This window comes from Cupriavidus sp. GW821-FHT07C08 (assembly GCF_059419025.1).
Genome location: NZ_JBWKQZ010000002.1, coordinates 66,015 through 81,893 on the forward strand (window position 1 = coordinate 66,015; position 15,879 = coordinate 81,893).

General features: G+C 62.4%; 16 protein-coding genes. 6 read left to right on the top strand and 10 right to left on the bottom strand.

Annotated elements, in window-relative coordinates:
• Positions 1-14: 14 nt before the first annotated feature.
• The 8 genes from AC07UK_RS03490 to AC07UK_RS03525 form a co-directional block, all read right to left on the bottom strand.
• Positions 15-1,760 carry a glutamine--tRNA ligase/YqeY domain fusion protein gene (locus AC07UK_RS03490; protein WP_058697601.1) on the bottom strand — a complete coding sequence of 582 codons (1,746 nt, stop codon included), beginning with the start codon at positions 1,758-1,760 and terminating at the stop codon, positions 15-17.
• A 174-nt stretch (positions 1,761-1,934) separates the two neighbouring features.
• A complete protein-coding gene (locus tag AC07UK_RS03495; RefSeq protein ID WP_058697677.1) occupies positions 1,935-3,125 on the bottom strand; it encodes an FAD binding domain-containing protein in 1,191 nt (396 codons plus the stop codon).
• Between the two features lie 197 nt (positions 3,126-3,322).
• Positions 3,323-6,742, bottom strand: a complete 3,420-nt coding sequence (locus AC07UK_RS03500) for an adenylate/guanylate cyclase domain-containing protein (RefSeq protein WP_081050230.1) — start codon at positions 6,740-6,742, stop codon at positions 3,323-3,325.
• A 174-nt stretch (positions 6,743-6,916) separates the two neighbouring features.
• Positions 6,917-7,111 carry a LysR substrate-binding domain-containing protein gene (locus AC07UK_RS03505; protein WP_233528068.1) on the bottom strand — a complete coding sequence of 65 codons (195 nt, stop codon included), beginning with the start codon at positions 7,109-7,111 and terminating at the stop codon, positions 6,917-6,919.
• Positions 7,017-7,421: a CoA transferase gene (locus AC07UK_RS03510; protein WP_412459402.1), complete on the bottom strand. Its 405-nt coding sequence runs from the start codon at positions 7,419-7,421 to the stop codon at positions 7,017-7,019. The genes AC07UK_RS03505 and AC07UK_RS03510 overlap by 95 nt, the downstream gene beginning before the upstream one ends.
• 31 nt (positions 7,422-7,452) lie before the next feature.
• Positions 7,453-7,596 carry a CoA transferase gene (locus tag AC07UK_RS03515; protein WP_412459401.1) on the bottom strand — a complete coding sequence of 48 codons (144 nt, stop codon included), beginning with the start codon at positions 7,594-7,596 and terminating at the stop codon, positions 7,453-7,455.
• The gene (locus AC07UK_RS03520) at positions 7,593-8,258 is read right to left on the bottom strand and encodes a 3-hydroxyacyl-CoA dehydrogenase family protein (protein WP_058697600.1); all 666 of its coding nucleotides are present in this window, start codon (positions 8,256-8,258) and stop codon (positions 7,593-7,595) included. Before AC07UK_RS03520 ends, AC07UK_RS03515 begins: the two co-directional genes overlap by 4 nt.
• A 1-nt stretch (position 8,259) precedes the next feature.
• Positions 8,260-9,135 carry a 3-hydroxyacyl-CoA dehydrogenase family protein gene (locus AC07UK_RS03525; RefSeq protein WP_058697599.1) on the bottom strand — a complete coding sequence of 292 codons (876 nt, stop codon included), beginning with the start codon at positions 9,133-9,135 and terminating at the stop codon, positions 8,260-8,262.
• A 143-nt stretch (positions 9,136-9,278) separates the two neighbouring features.
• Here AC07UK_RS03525 and tnpA point away from each other — a divergent pair, with 143 nt between their 5' ends.
• The 6 genes from tnpA to AC07UK_RS03555 are packed head-to-tail and all read left to right on the top strand — an operon-like array spanning position 9,279 to position 12,093.
• Positions 9,279-9,692 (top strand): IS66 family insertion sequence element accessory protein TnpA, encoded by a 414-nt coding sequence (tnpA, locus tag AC07UK_RS03530; protein WP_058697598.1) that lies wholly within the window; start codon positions 9,279-9,281, stop codon positions 9,690-9,692.
• Between the two features lie 11 nt (positions 9,693-9,703).
• Positions 9,704-9,931: an IS66 family insertion sequence element accessory protein TnpB gene (gene tnpB, locus AC07UK_RS03535; RefSeq protein WP_442875271.1), complete on the top strand. Its 228-nt coding sequence runs from the start codon at positions 9,704-9,706 to the stop codon at positions 9,929-9,931.
• Positions 9,856-10,035, top strand: a complete 180-nt coding sequence (gene tnpB, locus AC07UK_RS03540) for an IS66 family insertion sequence element accessory protein TnpB (protein ID WP_338404736.1) — start codon at positions 9,856-9,858, stop codon at positions 10,033-10,035. Before tnpB (AC07UK_RS03535) ends, tnpB (AC07UK_RS03540) begins: the two co-directional genes overlap by 76 nt.
• 36 nt (positions 10,036-10,071) lie before the next feature.
• Positions 10,072-11,478 (top strand): IS66 family transposase, encoded by a 1,407-nt coding sequence (gene tnpC, locus AC07UK_RS03545; RefSeq protein WP_081050229.1) that lies wholly within the window; start codon positions 10,072-10,074, stop codon positions 11,476-11,478.
• On the top strand, positions 11,448-11,606 hold the full coding sequence (locus AC07UK_RS03550) for a transposase domain-containing protein (RefSeq protein WP_081050228.1): 159 nt from the start codon (positions 11,448-11,450) through the stop codon (positions 11,604-11,606). Before tnpC ends, AC07UK_RS03550 begins: the two co-directional genes overlap by 31 nt.
• On the top strand, positions 11,593-12,093 hold the full coding sequence (locus tag AC07UK_RS03555; RefSeq protein ID WP_058697594.1) for a hypothetical protein: 501 nt from the start codon (positions 11,593-11,595) through the stop codon (positions 12,091-12,093). The genes AC07UK_RS03550 and AC07UK_RS03555 overlap by 14 nt, the downstream gene beginning before the upstream one ends.
• A 352-nt stretch (positions 12,094-12,445) precedes the next feature.
• On the opposite strand, the gene AC07UK_RS03560 is transcribed toward AC07UK_RS03555, so the two are convergent.
• Together AC07UK_RS03560 and AC07UK_RS03565 are read right to left on the bottom strand one after the other, a co-directional pair.
• Positions 12,446-13,774: an MFS transporter gene (locus AC07UK_RS03560; RefSeq protein ID WP_058697593.1), complete on the bottom strand. Its 1,329-nt coding sequence runs from the start codon at positions 13,772-13,774 to the stop codon at positions 12,446-12,448.
• A gap of 352 nt (positions 13,775-14,126) precedes the next feature.
• Positions 14,127-15,863 carry a 2-hydroxyacyl-CoA lyase gene (locus AC07UK_RS03565; protein WP_058697592.1) on the bottom strand — a complete coding sequence of 579 codons (1,737 nt, stop codon included), beginning with the start codon at positions 15,861-15,863 and terminating at the stop codon, positions 14,127-14,129.
• Positions 15,864-15,879 lie beyond the last annotated feature (16 nt).

Sequence of the window (15,879 nt, forward strand, 5' to 3'; positions counted from 1 at the left end):
GGTCTCCTCGGCGCTTACCTGCCCCAGCTGTCCTTCAGCCCGACGATGCGGTTGAAGACCGGCTTGCCCGGCTGCGAATCGACGCGATCGGCGACGAAGTAGCCGTGGCGCTCGAACTGGAAGCGGTCTTCCGGCTTTGCCTCGCGCAGGCTCGGTTCCAGGTAGGCCGTGATGACCTTCTTGGAGTCCGGGTTCAGGGCCTCGAGGAAGTTCTTGCCGCCGGCATCCGGGTTCGGGTCATTGAACAGGCGGTCGTACAGGCGCACTTCGCACTCGTAGGCCGCGGCGGCGCTGACCCAGTGGATCACGCCCTTGACCTTGACGCTGTCGGCGCCCGGCGTGCCGCTCTTGGTGTCGGGCAGGTAGTTGGCATGCACGGCCACGACGTTGCCGTCGGCGTCCTTGTCTACGCCGGTGCACTCGATCACGTAGCCGTACTTCAGGCGCACCTTGTTGCCCGGGAACAGCCGGAAATAGCCCTTCGGCGGGGCCTGGTTGAAGTCCTCGCGCTCGATCCACAGCTCGCGCGAGAGCGGGAACACGCGCTTGCCCAGTTCCGGCTTCTTCGGATGGACCGGTGCCGAGCACTCCTCGGCCTGGCCTTCGGGGTAGTTGTCCAGGATCAGCTTGAGCGGCTCAAGCACAGCCACGCCGCGGGCGGCGCGGGCATCCAGGTCATCCCGCACGGCGCCTTCGAGCGTGCTCATGTCGATCCAGCTGTCAGCCTTGGCCACCCCCAAGCGATCGCAGAAAAGCTGGATGGCGTCCGGTGTGTAGCCGCGCCGGCGCATGCCCACGATGGTCGGCATGCGCGGATCATCCCAGCCGCCCACGCGTTGCTCGTCCACCAGCTGCTTGAGCTTGCGCTTGCTGGTGATGGCATAGGTCAGGTTCAGGCGGGCGAATTCATACTGGTGCGGCAGCGGATCGTGGAATATGCCGGCGTTCCGCAGGTGTTCCAACACCCAGTCATAGAGCGGGCGGTTGTTCTCGAACTCGAGCGTGCACAGCGAATGGGTGATGTTCTCCAGCGCATCGGAAATGCATTGCGTCATGTCGTACATCGGGTAGATGCACCACCTGTCGCCAGTCCGGTAGTGGCGCGCGTGGCGGATGCGGTACAGCACCGGATCGCGCATCACGACGTTCGGCGCCGCCATATCGATCTTCGCGCGCAGCACATGCTCGCCATCCTGGTACTTGCCGGCGCGCATATCACGGAAGAGTTGCAGATTCTCTTCGACGCTGCGGTCGCGATACGGCGACGGCTTGCCCGGCTCGGAGAAGTTGCCACGGTTGGCGGCAATCTGCTCGGCGCTCTGGCTGTCCACGTAGGCGACACCGCGCTCGATCAGCGTCTCAGCAAAAGCATAGAGCTGATCGAAGTAGTCACTGGCGTAATACAAGTACGGCGAGCCGCCGGGCTGTCCGTTGTCCCAGGAAAAGCCGAGCCAGCGTACGGCATCGATAATCGCGTCGACGTATTCGAGGTCTTCCTTGACCGGGTTGGTATCGTCAAAGCGCAGATGGCAGCGGCCGCCGTAGTCGCGCGCCAGGCCGAAATTCAGGACGATGCTCTTGGCGTGACCGATGTGGAGATATCCATTGGGCTCGGGCGGGAAGCGGGTGATGACCGTCGGCAGCAGATCGCCTTGCACGTCCCCGCGACCGGCGTACGTGCCAGCGGCGAGATCCTGATCGATGATGCTGCGCAGAAAGTTGGAGGCGACTGGCGTGTCGCTGGATTTGGCTTGGCTCATGGTGGTGCCGCAACGGGTGCGGCTTCGAATGCTCGGGGCGGACTATCTGAGTCTAGCTTGAGAGACCGCCTGGCGCAGGAGGCCTCTCTTCCCTTGTTGGCCAAGACCACCGACTGGTCCGCATGCCTTGGTCCAATAGACGCTTGGAACCAACGGGCCTAGTCTGACGTGAATTCAACCACTTACCGCGGCGCGTCGATGAAAAAGCAGATAGTTTCCAGCCTCTACGCCTTGTCGGCGAAGCACCTTGCCAATCGCGATCTGCTCGGGTTCCCAACGCGCCAACGCTGCCGGCACATCATCCGGCGAGCCTTGCAACGCATCGGCCAGGGCCAGCGCATTCGCTGCGGCCTTGGAGGTGCTGGCCGCCGTGTGGGGGCGGGGGATCGACGCGGCGTCGCCCAATATGACAACCCTGCCCGACACCATGTGCTCGGACACCAGATCGCGGATAGCCTGGGCAAAGGGCTGGGCTGTCGCTTCAACGATGTCGCGGAAAGGCGGTGGCAGTAGCGCTCTGGCATCGCGCTGGATATGAGCCAGCCAACGTTCATCTAGCATTCCCTCGGGAATGGAGTAGCCCCGACGGTGACCTTCTCGGTCAGTCATGATCTCGCCTAGCAGGCGATTGTCAGCAACGCGGTACCAGACCCAGTTGTAGAGCCTGTGTCCCGGACGCACATCATTGTTCTCGCCCGGCACTAGATAGCCCAGGATATGCGAACCCGTATTGTTGGCAAAGCCGAAATCGCCAAGCAGCATTTCCCGCGCAGTCGACGGCATCTCGTCCTCAGGAACAAGTCCGCGCCAGGCGAGATACCCGGCGTAGGTTGGCACGCGGTCCGGCCAGAACTGTTGGCGTACCGCCGAATTGCCGCCGTCGGCGCCAATTAGCAGGTCACCGGTTTCGCTAGAGCCATCAGCGAAATATGCCGTGACAGTGCCGGCTTGCTGATCCTGCTCGATCCGCGACAGGGTCTTCGCCCGATGGTAATTTGCATCGCCGAAGGCCGCTTTCAGAGTTGTATAGATCAGCGACCAGGACGTCTGAGTCTGGGGAGCGTATTGCTTGGACTGGATCGAGCCGTCCGGGTGAAAGACCGTGCGATGTGCGGAACGCACGCCAAGGTCGACGGTACTCAGGTCAACGCCGGTACGGCGGAAGACCTCGACCACATCCGGTTGCAGGACAATGCCGCCGCCGCGGCTGTCGAGATCATGGGCGGAACGCTCATATATGTCGACGTTCCAGCCTATGCGGCGAAGCAGATTGCCCACGAAAAGGCCGCCGAGCGAACCACCGATAATCAGAGCCCGGCGCGCCGGGTGGGCAGGGCGGGGAGTGGGTGTGAGCTGGGTGTCCATGAGCATCTCCATGTGATGGCTATACTTTGGAGCCGCCACACAGACATGACAATCCAGCTGATCTGGGTAATTGCTTTGCGTCCCACGCAACGATAAGCCGATAAGCGGGAAGTCAGCTTGCCAGCACGGACCATCTTGTACAAAAAGCTGCCTTTGCGCGTGACGCAACGTTCAGTTGCGCATCAAACCTATTCCCGCTATGGCCCATCGATCTGCGCCAATTCGTCAAGCAGCGCTTTCGCTTGGCTCAAGTCGGCAGTCTCGAACCCCTCGGTGAAGAAGCCATGAATCTCAGTCAAGATGTGCAAGGCTGGCTCCCGCTGGCCCTGTTGTTGCCAAAGACGAGCCAGGCTCAGTATGGCGCGAAGCTCAGGAGATTTTGCACCGCGGTGGCGCGCCACTGCAATTGCCTGATGAAAGCACGCTTCTGCTTCCTGTAGCCCCGGCGACTCCTTAGACTGACCACCCTGATGACGAAGGGTCAATTCTCCCTTGAGGCGATGCAGTTCCGCCTCGTAATAACCCTCTCCCGTCCCCTCCACTACCGAGAGCGCCCGGTCCAGCGCTTTCAGCCCAGCCTGCACCTGTCCGGCGTGCCCGTAGGCTGCGGCAAGCAGCCCCAGAAAGTACGACCGACCCAGAGCCGCCCCTGTGGCCTGGTAGGCTTCCAGACCCTGAAGTATCTCAGCGATCCCCTCCTCGCCGTGCCCCTGCTCTGCCAGTGCCCAGCCCCGGAGGATGGTTCCCCAAGCCCGGTACAGCGGAAACCCCTGCTCGGTCGAAAGCGTGATTGCCGACTCCGCGTACTCCCGGGTCAAACCCGCTTCAAGTCGAAACTGGCGAAACATGGCCGTGGTGACCAGCGTGAAGGCCAAGCCAAGCGGGTGGGAAATCTTTTGGGCCAGGGCAAGTGCCTCTTGGTTTTTTTTGCAGGCCTGATCCGGATAGCCCAGCTGCCACAGACTCAAAGCCGCGAAGTCCAGGGCGCGGACGCCCGGATCCAGACCGTAGATGAAAGCATGCGCACGATGCAGTTCGGGGTCGTAGAGGGCAAGCGCCTGCTCCTGATGAGCACGGGCGGGAACGAACTCCCCTTGCCAGAATGCGCTCCCCCCAAGTCCGCAATGGGCCTCCACAAGCAGTTCCGGATCCTGGGCATTCCGGGCAACATGGAGGAACTGCTCACCTATTTCCCTTGCGGTCTCGTACTCCGCTCGCAACTGATAGATCAGCCGCAGTCCCTGTTGCACCGGGAAAAGTTGGGGAGTTTCCCCAATCTGCCGACACAATGCGAGCGCGCGCGTATAAGTCGCTTCCACCTCCGCGGCGGCGTAACCCCTCGTCGCCATCAAGGCCGGCCCGAGCGTAACCTGCACTGAGAGTTCCTGGCGGCCCCGTTCCGGCGAATCGGGCAGGCGCCTGAGCAGGTCAAGGGCCGCGTTCAGGTGATGAACCGCTTCAGAATTGGATGAGCGCTGGAGGGCCTGTTGCCCCGCGCAGTGCAGGTATTGCACCGCTTTCGGAATATTGCCGCTCAGGCTGTAGTGGTGAGCCAGTACGCTGCAATAGTCCATCAACCGGGAGGGGTAGAACGCCTCGATAGCTTGGGCCGTGCGTTCATGTAGCGCAATGCGCTGCTCCGTAAGCAGGGAGCGGCCGGCGACCTCCTGCGTAAGGCCGTGCTTGAACGAATACTCCACCTCAGGGAAGGCTGGCAGCTCGTAGATGAACTCGCCAGTCTCGAGGCGGGATAGTAAACGACGAAGCTCATCTTCCGGCTGCCCGACAACCTGCCGAATCAGGCTCAGAGGGAACCCTTTGCCAATCACCGCAAGCGTTTGCAGCAGCGCCTTCTCCGCCAGGGGAAGCCGGTCGATGCGGGCGGCGAGCACCCCTTGCACCGTTGTCGGAATGTGCAAGCTGGCGGGCGTCTTCTCGATTCGGTAGTTTCCGGGCACGCCCAGCAGCGCCTTCTCCTCGGCCAGTGTCTGGACTACCTCCTCGATGAAAAACGGATTGCCCTCGGTCTTTTCCAGGATTCTCTGCTTGAGAGAGGCGAGTCCGGGATCATCGCCCAACAGGGTACTGAGCAAACCCTGCGCTTCGGCCGGCCCCAAGGGCGCCAGCACGAGTTGGGTGTGGCGGCACTTTGGGCCCCAAGTCGGTTGGTACTCGGGCCGGTAGTTCACCAGGAGAAGGATGCGGGCATCCGCCAGGCGCTCCGCCAAGAATGTGAGGAACGCCTCCGTCTCGGCGTCCAGCCATTGCAGGTCCTCGAACAGGAGCTCGATCGGCTGATTCAGGCTTTCGCGCACCAGCAGGCGCGTGATCGCATCAAAGGTACGCTCGCGCCGGATACTGGCGTCCATGTCGCCCAGCGCCGAGCCTTGCTCGTTGATACCTAGCAGATAGAGCAGGTAGGGCACCAGATCCTCCAGACCGCGCTCAAGCGTGAGGACCCTACCGGTAACCTTCTCCCGACACTCCCGCTCCTCATCCTGCGCATTAATCTGGAAGTAATTCCTCAAGAGTTCTATCAGCGGCAAATAGGCAAAGGCCCTGCCGTGAGAAACCGAGAAGGTTTCCAGCACAAGGCAGCCGCGCTGCGAACGCGCCTTGAACTCGTGGAACAGTCGTGACTTCCCTATCCCGGCCTCGCCCACCACGCCGACGATCTGGCCCTGCCCCGCCGCCGCTTCCCTGAACGCGTGGTGCATATGGTCCAGTTCAGCCTGGCGGCCCACGAACCGGGCCAGGCCCCGATGTGCCGCCACCTGCAGCCGGGTCCGCAGCGGGCCGAGGCCCAGGACCTCGTAGACATCGAGCGGCTTGGGGATTCCCTTGACCTGAATCGCCCCCAATGCCTTGAAATCAAAGTATCCATCGGTCAATCGATATGTCGATTCGCTCACCAGGATGGACGAGAGCGCGGCCATCGACTCCATCCGGGATGCAATGTGAATCGTATGCCCCACCGGGTCGTAGTCGGTACGCAGGTCGTCCTTGCGGATCGAGCGGACCACCACTTCGCCCGTGTGAATGCCAACCCGAATTTGCAGTGCAATACCCCGTTCCAGGCGAACACGGTCGGCATGGCGGCGCATCGCGTCCTGCATGCGTAGTGCCGCATACAACGCTCGCTGAGGATGGTCCTCATGGGCAATCGGCGCACCGAACAGCGCCAGGATCCCGTCGCCCAGGGACTTGGCGACGTAGCCCTCGTAGTGATGCACGGCCTCCATCATAAGTGCCACCACAGGGTCAATGAGATGGCGTGCTTCTTCGGGATCCAGGTCGTGGATCAACGCAGTCGATCCGGCCATGTCGGCAAACAGCGCCGTGATCGTTTTGCGCTCGCCCGCGCTCTCCCCCCTGGCCTCCAGCGTTGCCTGTTCGGCCAGGATGCGCTCGGCCAAGTGGGGTGGCGTGTAATGAACCGGGGCAGCAGACTCCGCAAGCGGGGTTGCACTTAGAGACGCGCCACACTCACTGCAATACTTGGCTGTTGGGCTCGACTCGTGGCCGCAGCGTGGACAGACGCATGTCAGCTTGGCGCCGCATTCTTCGCAGAATTTTGCCGCTATGGGATTCTCGAACCCACATTTTGTGCAGCGCATATAACCTCTCGACCACTCCGGCCCGCCTTATGGGCCATTAGACGCCCAATTGATGCCGGTATCAATCAGTGCTCGGGTGCCCGAAGGATCGGCTGCGGCCCGCAGACCCAGTCGAAGACCACCCTGCTCTGCGAGAGACAAGCCGAAAAAGCCCGTCACTTGAATACGGCAATGCTATGACCGAGTTTCACAAGACAATGACTCCTCAACAAAGGCGCGAACTGCAGGGGAAAGCTCTCGCTTCCGGCTAGCGATTGCCAAATCAACAGCATATTCAAAGTCCTGGATGGCTCTGTAACAAACCTCCGGCTGTAGAAAATTCCGCATGGACTCGGGTATGACAGCCACGCCGTACCCAGCCGAAGCCAGACTGATCGCAGAGATGAAATCCGGAACACGATAGTCGAGGATTGCCGAGAATCCCCCTGCGAACCCCAACGTCGTGCGCGGCCTCCGCGGCGCGGGGACCGTGTTGCCCGAAGCCGGTAATCGAGCAGTAGACCAGCCACGGATTGATCTCCGCCAGGGCCGCATAGCCCAGTCCGAGGTGCTCCATCAGACTGGCACAATACTGTTCGATCAGTACGTCGGCATCCCGGATCAGCGGCGTCAGTTGGTCGAGCGCGTCGGGCGACTTCAGGTCAATGGCAATCGAACGCTTGCCGCGATTGAGCAGCACGAAGTTTGCACTGTCCGCGTCGACCTTTGGCTCATAGGCGCATCTCGTCACCACGCACCGTGCGCTCGAGCTTGATGACGTCGGCGCCCGCTTCGGCCAGCAGCAGGGAGCACAGTGGCCCGGGCAGGAGGGTGCTGAAGTCCAGCACCTCGACACCGCTCTGTGGCTGCATCATGGCATTCCCCGCTTGACCCGGTCATCACGCTCGGCGGCCACCCGCGCACGACGCGCAGGGGCGTAGGGCTCCTGCCCCAGCGCTTCATGCAGCGCCTGGGTGACGTGGAAATGGTGGACCAGGCCGGTGCGCTCCAGCAGCGAGATCGGTCCTTCCGGATAGCCCAGGCCCAGGCACAGGGTCTTGTCGAGGTCGTCCGCGCTGGCCAGCTTCTCGTCCAGCCGGCGCAGCGCCGCATTGAAATACGGGCGGATCAGCCTGTCGACGATACGTCCCGGGAAATCATTGCACACCGCCACGACCAGGCCGGCCGCCTGGAAGGCCGCCTTGGCCGCCTGCAGCGCAGCGGGATGCGTGCCGGGCTGCCTGACCAGTTCCACGAGGGGGCTGGGTTCGCCATCGCCCAGACGGAAGCGGGCGAAGCCCACCACGTTGGACCCTTCGAGACCCCGGCTTTCGCCGGTGTGGAAGCCCAGGCATTCGGCTCCCAGCTCAATGGCGACGAACGTGCGAGACGCGTGCCCGGCGCCCCGGCTGTATGCCCGACCTGCCTTGGCGCCCAGGTAACACAGGCCTTCGCCTTGTGGCGCGGCTTGCTCCAAGAACGCGTGGGCGGAAGGAAAGGAGCGGCTCTGGCCGGCTTGTACGATCTCGTAGCGCATATCAGGCTCCAAACATCTTGGTGTCGTCATAAGTGCGAAAACCCTGTCCGGTCTTCTTGCCCAGGCGGTTGGCCGCGATCATGCGTCGCACCAGCGGGGGGCAGGCCGCGCGCGGCTCGTGGGTGAGGCCGTGCATGGCTTCACACAGCAGCTTTTGCGTATCCATGCCGACCAGGTCCAGCAGTTCGAGGGGTCCCATCGGATAGCCCATGGCTGTCTTGATGGCGACATCGATATCGGCGGGCTCGGCCACCCCTTGTTCGACCAGACGAATCGCGTCGTTGTTGAAGGGAATCAGGAAATAGTTAAGGATGAACCCCGGCGTATCCTGCGTGGCCACGGGCTTTTGTCCCATGGCCTGGGCGAAGGCCCACGCCTTCTGGAAGGTGTCGTCCGAGGTGGCCAGGCCAGGCGACATTTCGATCAGCTTCATCAACTGTGCCGGCAGGCAGAAATGCATGCCCACAAAGCAGTCCGGGCGGCCGGATCCGCCGGCGATCTGGGTGATTGATATCGTCGACGTATTGGACGCGAAGATGGTGCTTGGCTGGCAAACCTCGTTGAGCTTACCGAACAATTGATGCTTGACCGACAAATCCTCGAAGATGGCCTCGATGATAAGGTCGCACTCGGCCAGCCCAGACAGCTCCGTCGTTCCTTTCCAGCGTTGCATCGCGGCAGCGGCGGCGCCTGCCGGCAGCTTGCCGCGCTGCTCAGATCTCGTCAGGAACGCTTCCGTCTGGCCCCGGGCACGATCCAGCGCTTCCTGTCGCATGTCGAACACAATGGTCCGGAATCCCGCGCGGGCCGCAACGATCGCAATGCCCGCCCCCATGGTGCCGGCGCCCGCGACGCCGACGGTTTGAATGGTTGTCATATCCGTCTCCTATTTCCTCAGGAAGCTGCGGCCAATCAACTGGCGGTGCACCTGATTGATCTGTAACCGTCAGCGGAACCCGTCTGGCGAGTAGAGGGCGGCGATGAGAAGGTAGGAGCTTCACGATCACTGGGAGTGAAGCGATGGCCAATCAGCGGGAAGGCAAGAGCGGACGAGCCGGGGCAAGGTATGACCGCCACGATGAAGCTTTCTGGCGCGATCTACTGGCGCAATGGGGGAACAGTGGCGGGAGCATCCGCGCCTTCTGCCGGAAGCACGGCTTGGCGGTCAGCACTTTCGGTTTGTGGCGCAAGCGCTTGAGCCACGAGCAGCAACTGCCCGTGGTGCCGCCAATGGCATTGACCGCGGACACGGCATTCATCGCCGCGGCAACGGTCGCAGTACCGACTGTCGTGTCGGCGAGCGACCCACTACCGTCGAAGTCTCGCGACCAAGTGGTCGTCACGCTCGGCGGCGCGCGTATCGAGCTGAGTGGGATGCATGCCGAACGCATCGTGCGCTTCGTGCTGGGGCAGTTGGGAGGCGGCCGGTGCTGATCGGCGGCGATGTGCAGGCTTTCATCTGCCGTGACGCGGTCGACATGCGCAAGTCCATCGACGGCCTATCGTATCTGGTGGAGCCGTTGCTGGCCAAGAGTCCGCTGTCGGGGCACTTGTTTGTCTTCGTCGGCCGAGATCGATCGAAGGTCAAGATTCTGTATTGGGGGACCGCACCGGCTTCGCGTTGTGGTACAAGCGGCTTTCGCACGGCCGGTTTCCCTCGCCCGCGACACTAGCCCAGCGTGGCTTCACACTGGCCGAATTGAACGCTTGGCTCGAAGGCATCGAGATCCCGGCGGTTCGACCCCACCGCACTGTCACGGCCACGCGCATCTCGTGACTTGTAAACCTGCCGGCGCTGGCGCATCATGGCGCCATGCTTCCGGTACTGACACCCTCCGACCTGCCAGCCGATCTCGAGGCGGTACGTACTCTCGCGCTGGAGCAGAACCGGGTCGCCCGCGCGCTGTGGGAGCAACTGGAGATATTGAAGCATCAGGTCGCGCAGCTTAACCGTGCGCGGTTCGGCGCCAGTTCCGAGCGCCTGCCGGGGCAGGCCGAACTCTTTACGCAGCCGCTGGACTTGCCATCACCGCCGGCGGCGCCGCAGGTCAAGGTGACTGGCCACATCCGCAAGGGCCGTCCTGCCTTGCCCAAGGACCTGCCACGCACGCGCATCGAATACGACCTGTCCGAGGCGCAGAAGGCAAGCTTCGACTCCCTGGAGCGCATCGGCGAGGAGCGCAGCGAGACGCTGCACTACGAGCCGGCCAGGCTCAGCGTGATCGAGCACATCCGCTTCAAATACGTGGCCACGAAGGGCGGCGAGTCCACCATCGTGACGGCTGCCGCGCAGCCCTCGCCGCTGCCCAAGAGCAACGCCAGCGCAGGGCTGCTGGCCAGCATTCAGGTCGACACCTTCGTGGACCACCTGCCGATCAATCGGCAGGAAACGCGCTATGCGCGCCTGGGGGTGCACCTGCCAAGGGCCACCCTGTGCGAATGGAAGCTGGCTTCTGCCGAGCTGCTGGCAACGCTGCTGCCGCCCTTGCGCAACCACGTCCTGCGAGCGCCGCGCGTGCATCTGGACGACACCACGCTGCCATTGCTCGAACGCGGTCGCACAAGCACACGGCAGGCCCATCTGTGGGGCTACCTCGGGGCCGGGCAGCGGCAGGAGAACGGGTTGTGGGTTGACCACCCGCCGGCGGTCCTGTTCGAGTTCGCCGAGTCCCGCACCGGGACCTACCTCCTGAACTTCCTGCGCGACTACCACGGCTACCTGCAGGCTGATGCCTACAGTGGCCACGATGCGCTTTACCGTACCGGTCGGATCATCGAGGTCGGATGCTGGGCGCATTGCCGTCGACGCTTCTTCGAGATCGCCAAAGCCCAGAAGACACCAGGGCTGGCGGCGCAGGCGCTGACGTGGATCGCCCGGCTGTATGCCATCGAGGCCGACATCAAGGACAAGTCACCGGAGCACAAGCTGGCGGCGCGCCAGGCCGAGGCTGTGCCGCTGCTGGCGCAGTTCCACCAGTGGCTGCAGGGCAATGCCCACGGCCTGCTTGCCAGGCAGCCGCTGGCACAAGCCTTCGGCTATGCGCTGCGGCACTGGCAGGCGCTGGTGCGCTACACCGAGAGCGGCATCCTCGAGCCCGATAACAACCGCCTCGAGCGCGCGATCCGCCCGATTGCCCTCGGCAGGGCGAGCTGGATGTTCGCGGGCGCGGCGGGCGCACTGCTGCCACGATGTATTCCTTGCTCGGGACCTGCCGCCTGAACGGCATCGAGCCCTACGGCTGGCTCAAGGACACGCTGGAGCGCCTGCCGGCCCACCCCACAGCCAGGTCCACGAACTGCTGCCGCTGGCGCGCTAACCGCTACACTGCGCGTCATGGACATCCTTGACGCCCTGCGCCTGGCCCCAAGTGCCGACCTGTACCGCCTGTATCTGACCATCGGGCGAATGATCAACGATCCCAAGCGTATCCTCGAGGCCCGCAGGCACCTGCATATCGGCATGACCGTGGGCTACGTCGCCGACGACCTGACCCAGCCGCTGCGCCAGGGGCGCGTCCTCGAGCTGCGTCAGACCCAGGCCCTGGTCCAGGACACCAGCAGCGGCCGCCACTGGATCCTGCCCTACGCCGCCGTGCTCGCCGAGCCCACTACCGCCGCGCAGCAACCACCGCACGCTTCACCGCCACCACCGCCCCGGGCGCAGCGCGCGGACTTCCGGGTCGGCGATACCGTCACCTTCACCGACCAGCACCTCAGCGAACGCATCGGCACCATCGTGCGCATCAACCAGAAAACCGCCTCCATCGAGTGCGACCCGAACGAAGGCCACTGGCGGGTCTCCTTCGCGCTACTGCGCAAGGTCGTCGACCTGTAGCCCCCACCGCTTACCGTCGCTCGCCAGACGGGTTCCGCTGACGGTTACATTGATCTCTTCCCAGATCTGGGTAATTTTGGCGTCGCGCAGGCGCTCAACGCGATAGTCGTGGTTGTCAATAGCCGTAGCCGCCGAACAACTGCGGCGCGTCGGTCGTGATGCGCATGGCAGGCGGATCTGAATCTCTTCGCCATAACGGAGATCCGCAGTATGGCAATGGCGCCCCCGAACCGCGATCACGGAGACAAGCTTGTATCACCCCGCTGCAGTGCCCGGGTATCCGAGGACATGCGACCACTTACCCGCGGGATGACGGGCTTCCGTCACGCGTCTGTGCGACGCGCCGCTTGCCTTACGCGTCGGCCGCGGTGGGATCCTGTCCCGCCAGTGTGCGCGGCAGGGCAAAGAGAATCAGCAACGCTGCCAGAAGGGTGAATGCGGCAACCGCATAGAGCCCGAGGGTCGTGTCGCCGGTCAGGTCTTTGACCTTACCCACCAGATAAGGGCTGATCATGCCGCCAAGATTGCCCACGGAATTGATCAACGCAATACCACCGGCTGCAGCCGTACCACGGAAGTACTTGGGAGGAAGCGTCCAGAACACCGGAAGACATCCCATGATTCCCACGGCGGACAATGTCAGGGCCGCCAGTGCGATTCCGGTGTGCGCACCAAATGCCGCAGAAATGATGTAGCCAATTCCCCCGGCTAGCACGGCAAGGCCCAGATGCAAGCGGCGCTCCCCTGTACGGTCCGACCGATGCCCAATCCACACCATCCCGATACCGGCTGCTGCATATGGGATGGCGCTCAACAATCCGACGACCTCGGTGCTGGCAATCCCCGTGTTCTTGATCAATTGCGGCATCCAGAACGTCAGCCCATACATGCCCATCAGGATGAACATATAAACGACTGCCAGAAAAATGGTGGCCGGTTGACGCAGGGCGAGACCGAACTTGTGTACCGATGTTCCGGTTGCATCGCCGGCCAAGTTGGCTTGCAGAACCCTCTTCTCCTCCTCGGACAGCCATGTCGCCAGAGCTGGCTTATCGGTTAGGCAGAACAGCACCACGAAGCCCAACAATGCGGTTGGTATTCCCTCAAGCAGGAACAGCCACTGCCACCCTGCCCAATCATTGATTCCTGCAAAATTGGTCATGATGATACCGGCAAGCGGCCCGCCCAATACGCCGGAAATCGGGATCGATGTCATGAAGTAGCCGGTGATACGCGCGCGCCGCGGGGCGGGAAACCAGTACGTGAAGTACAGGATTGCGCCCGGCAGAAAGCCGGCTTCAGTTGCACCGATCAGGAAGCGCAGGATGTAGAACCATGTTTCATTGGTGACGAACATCATGGCGGCAGAGGCGATGCCCCACGAGATCATGATGCGCGCAATCCATCTCCGCGCTCCAGTCCGGGCGAGTATCAGATTGCTAGGTACCTCAAATATGAAGTAGCCCACAAAGAAGATGCTGGCGCCCAGCCCATAGGCCGCGTCCGAGAACCCGAGATCGGCCTGCATCTGAAGCTTCGCGAAGCTGATATTGACTCGATCTAGATATGCAAAGACAAAGCAGACCGCCATCAGCGGAATGATTCGCCACATGACCTTGCGATAGGCGACGGTCTCCAGACTGACCAGCCCACTTGGGGATAGCGCTTCTATTCGTTGCATATGAGTCTCCTTGCGGACCGGCGGTCCGCGCATGATGGATGAGTAGCCGGCGGCGTGGTGACCTCACCAGACCCGGCAACAACAATCACTCCACCGCACGTGGCGGGGTGACCGGCGCTTCTGTCGGCGCCTTTTCGACGACAAGGTGAGAAACGCAGACAACGAGATCGCTCGGCCTCGGCACCAGGCGCCTACAGGTGACCGCTTCTCCAGCGTGAGAATCGCTGCAGATCAACGGATACCCATCGTTTGCGACGCCCGATCCCGGCAATGTCACGGCCTGCCTTGACCACCCGAAGTGCCAGCGAACGAAAGCAGGATAGGCGGCCAGATCGCCTGGCCGCCGACGGACCTACTGTCGTCGGCGGCGTTCGGCTTCATCCCATGCCATCAAAGCCTGATAGTCAGGAACCAGACTCAAGCCCTTCTGCATGTCTGAGGAAACCACCGATTGTGAGGTCACGACGTCGATCAAGGCCGGAGCATTGGCGAGTGCGCGCTCCAATGCGCCCACCATATCTTCTGGCTTCTCCACGCGTTCACCATGGGCGCCGAGTGATCGCGCCAATCCGGCGTAGTCGGAATGACGTAGGGTCGTCCCCACGACACGTCCGCCATAGTTCATTTCCTGATCGATTCGCTCAAGGTTCCAAGCCGCATTGTTGGAGACAATGAAGACCACCTTGGCGCCATGCCTGACCGCTGTGTCGATCTCCATCGCGTTGATGCCGAACGCGCCGTCTCCATTCACCGAGATCACTTGACGGCCGGGTTGCGCAAGCGCTGCGGCAATGGCAAACGGAACGCCCGCGCCGAGGCACCCAAATGCCCCCGAATCCATGTAAGTATTGGATTGCAGCCCGGTTCGCGCGAAGCTCAACAAGTCTCCGCCATCGGCAACGCCAATGTAGTCCTGAAATGCCACTTCGGCGATGGCATCGAAGATCACCCGCGGGTGGATCTTCCCGTCACTGCCGAGCGTTTCGCGTTGCTCCAGCGCAGCCGCTCTGGCCACCCGCGACAGATGCCGGTCGCGCACATTCGCGGCCCACGACACATCCACGGCTGCGGATCGACCGTCCGCCAGAGACAGCATCGATTCGATGGTCTCTCGTGCGGAAGCCAGAATTTCAGGACGCCCGCGCCGGTTGTCGAACAATTCACCAGGCGCGTCGGCAATGCGAATGAAGCGCGCATGCGGGAACACCGCGGGAGAACCATAGCCGAGTTGGTAGTCCAGCTTTCGACCGACCAGCAGCACCACGTCGGCGTCAGTCATCACCTGAGACCGCGCCGCGCCCACCGACGCCGGGTGGTCATAGGGCACGACGCCACGGCTCTCTTGCGTGTCGAGATACAGAGCGCCGGTGGCTTCCAGCAAACGGACGATCGCGTCCCCAGCGCCTTTCGCACCACGGCCGGTAATAACTACCGGTCGCTTTGCCGCCCAGAACACCTCCATGGCTTCGCGCGTCGCGACGGGATCCGGGTACATGGGCCGTCGCGGCGTGGGTTGCATCCAGTCATCAAGAATCAGTTGTGGCAGTATCGGGGTGCGCAGCACATCAGTAGGTACCTCAATGTATGCCGGTCCCGGTTCACGCACATAGCCAGCGGCACAGGCGAAGGCCTCATTGAATTCGCGCACGACATGGTCGGCGATGCGAGCCGTCCGCGAATAACGCGTGACGGGCTTCAGGATGTCGACGTGAGGGATGTCCTGCAACGGCCCCATATTTGACTGCTGCTGCGACGGGCAACCGCCGATTAACAGTACAGGTACACGCGATACAAAGGCGTTCGCCATAGCCGTAACGGTATTGGTGACGCCGGGACCGGCGGTGGCCAGTGCTACTCCAATCTGTCCTGTCAACTCCGCATGAGCATGCGCCATATAAACCGCGGCATCCTCGTCGCGCACATCGACAATCTGTATCCCGGTTCGACCGATATGGTCCCACAGCGGTTGCAGATAGCTGCCCTGCAGGCCGAATACACGATCGATACCCTGTGCCTTCAGAAATTTGGCGATCCAGGCAGCACAACTATTAACGTCCTGATTGACGTCCTGATGCTTATTGAGACTCATGACTACTCTCCTCGTG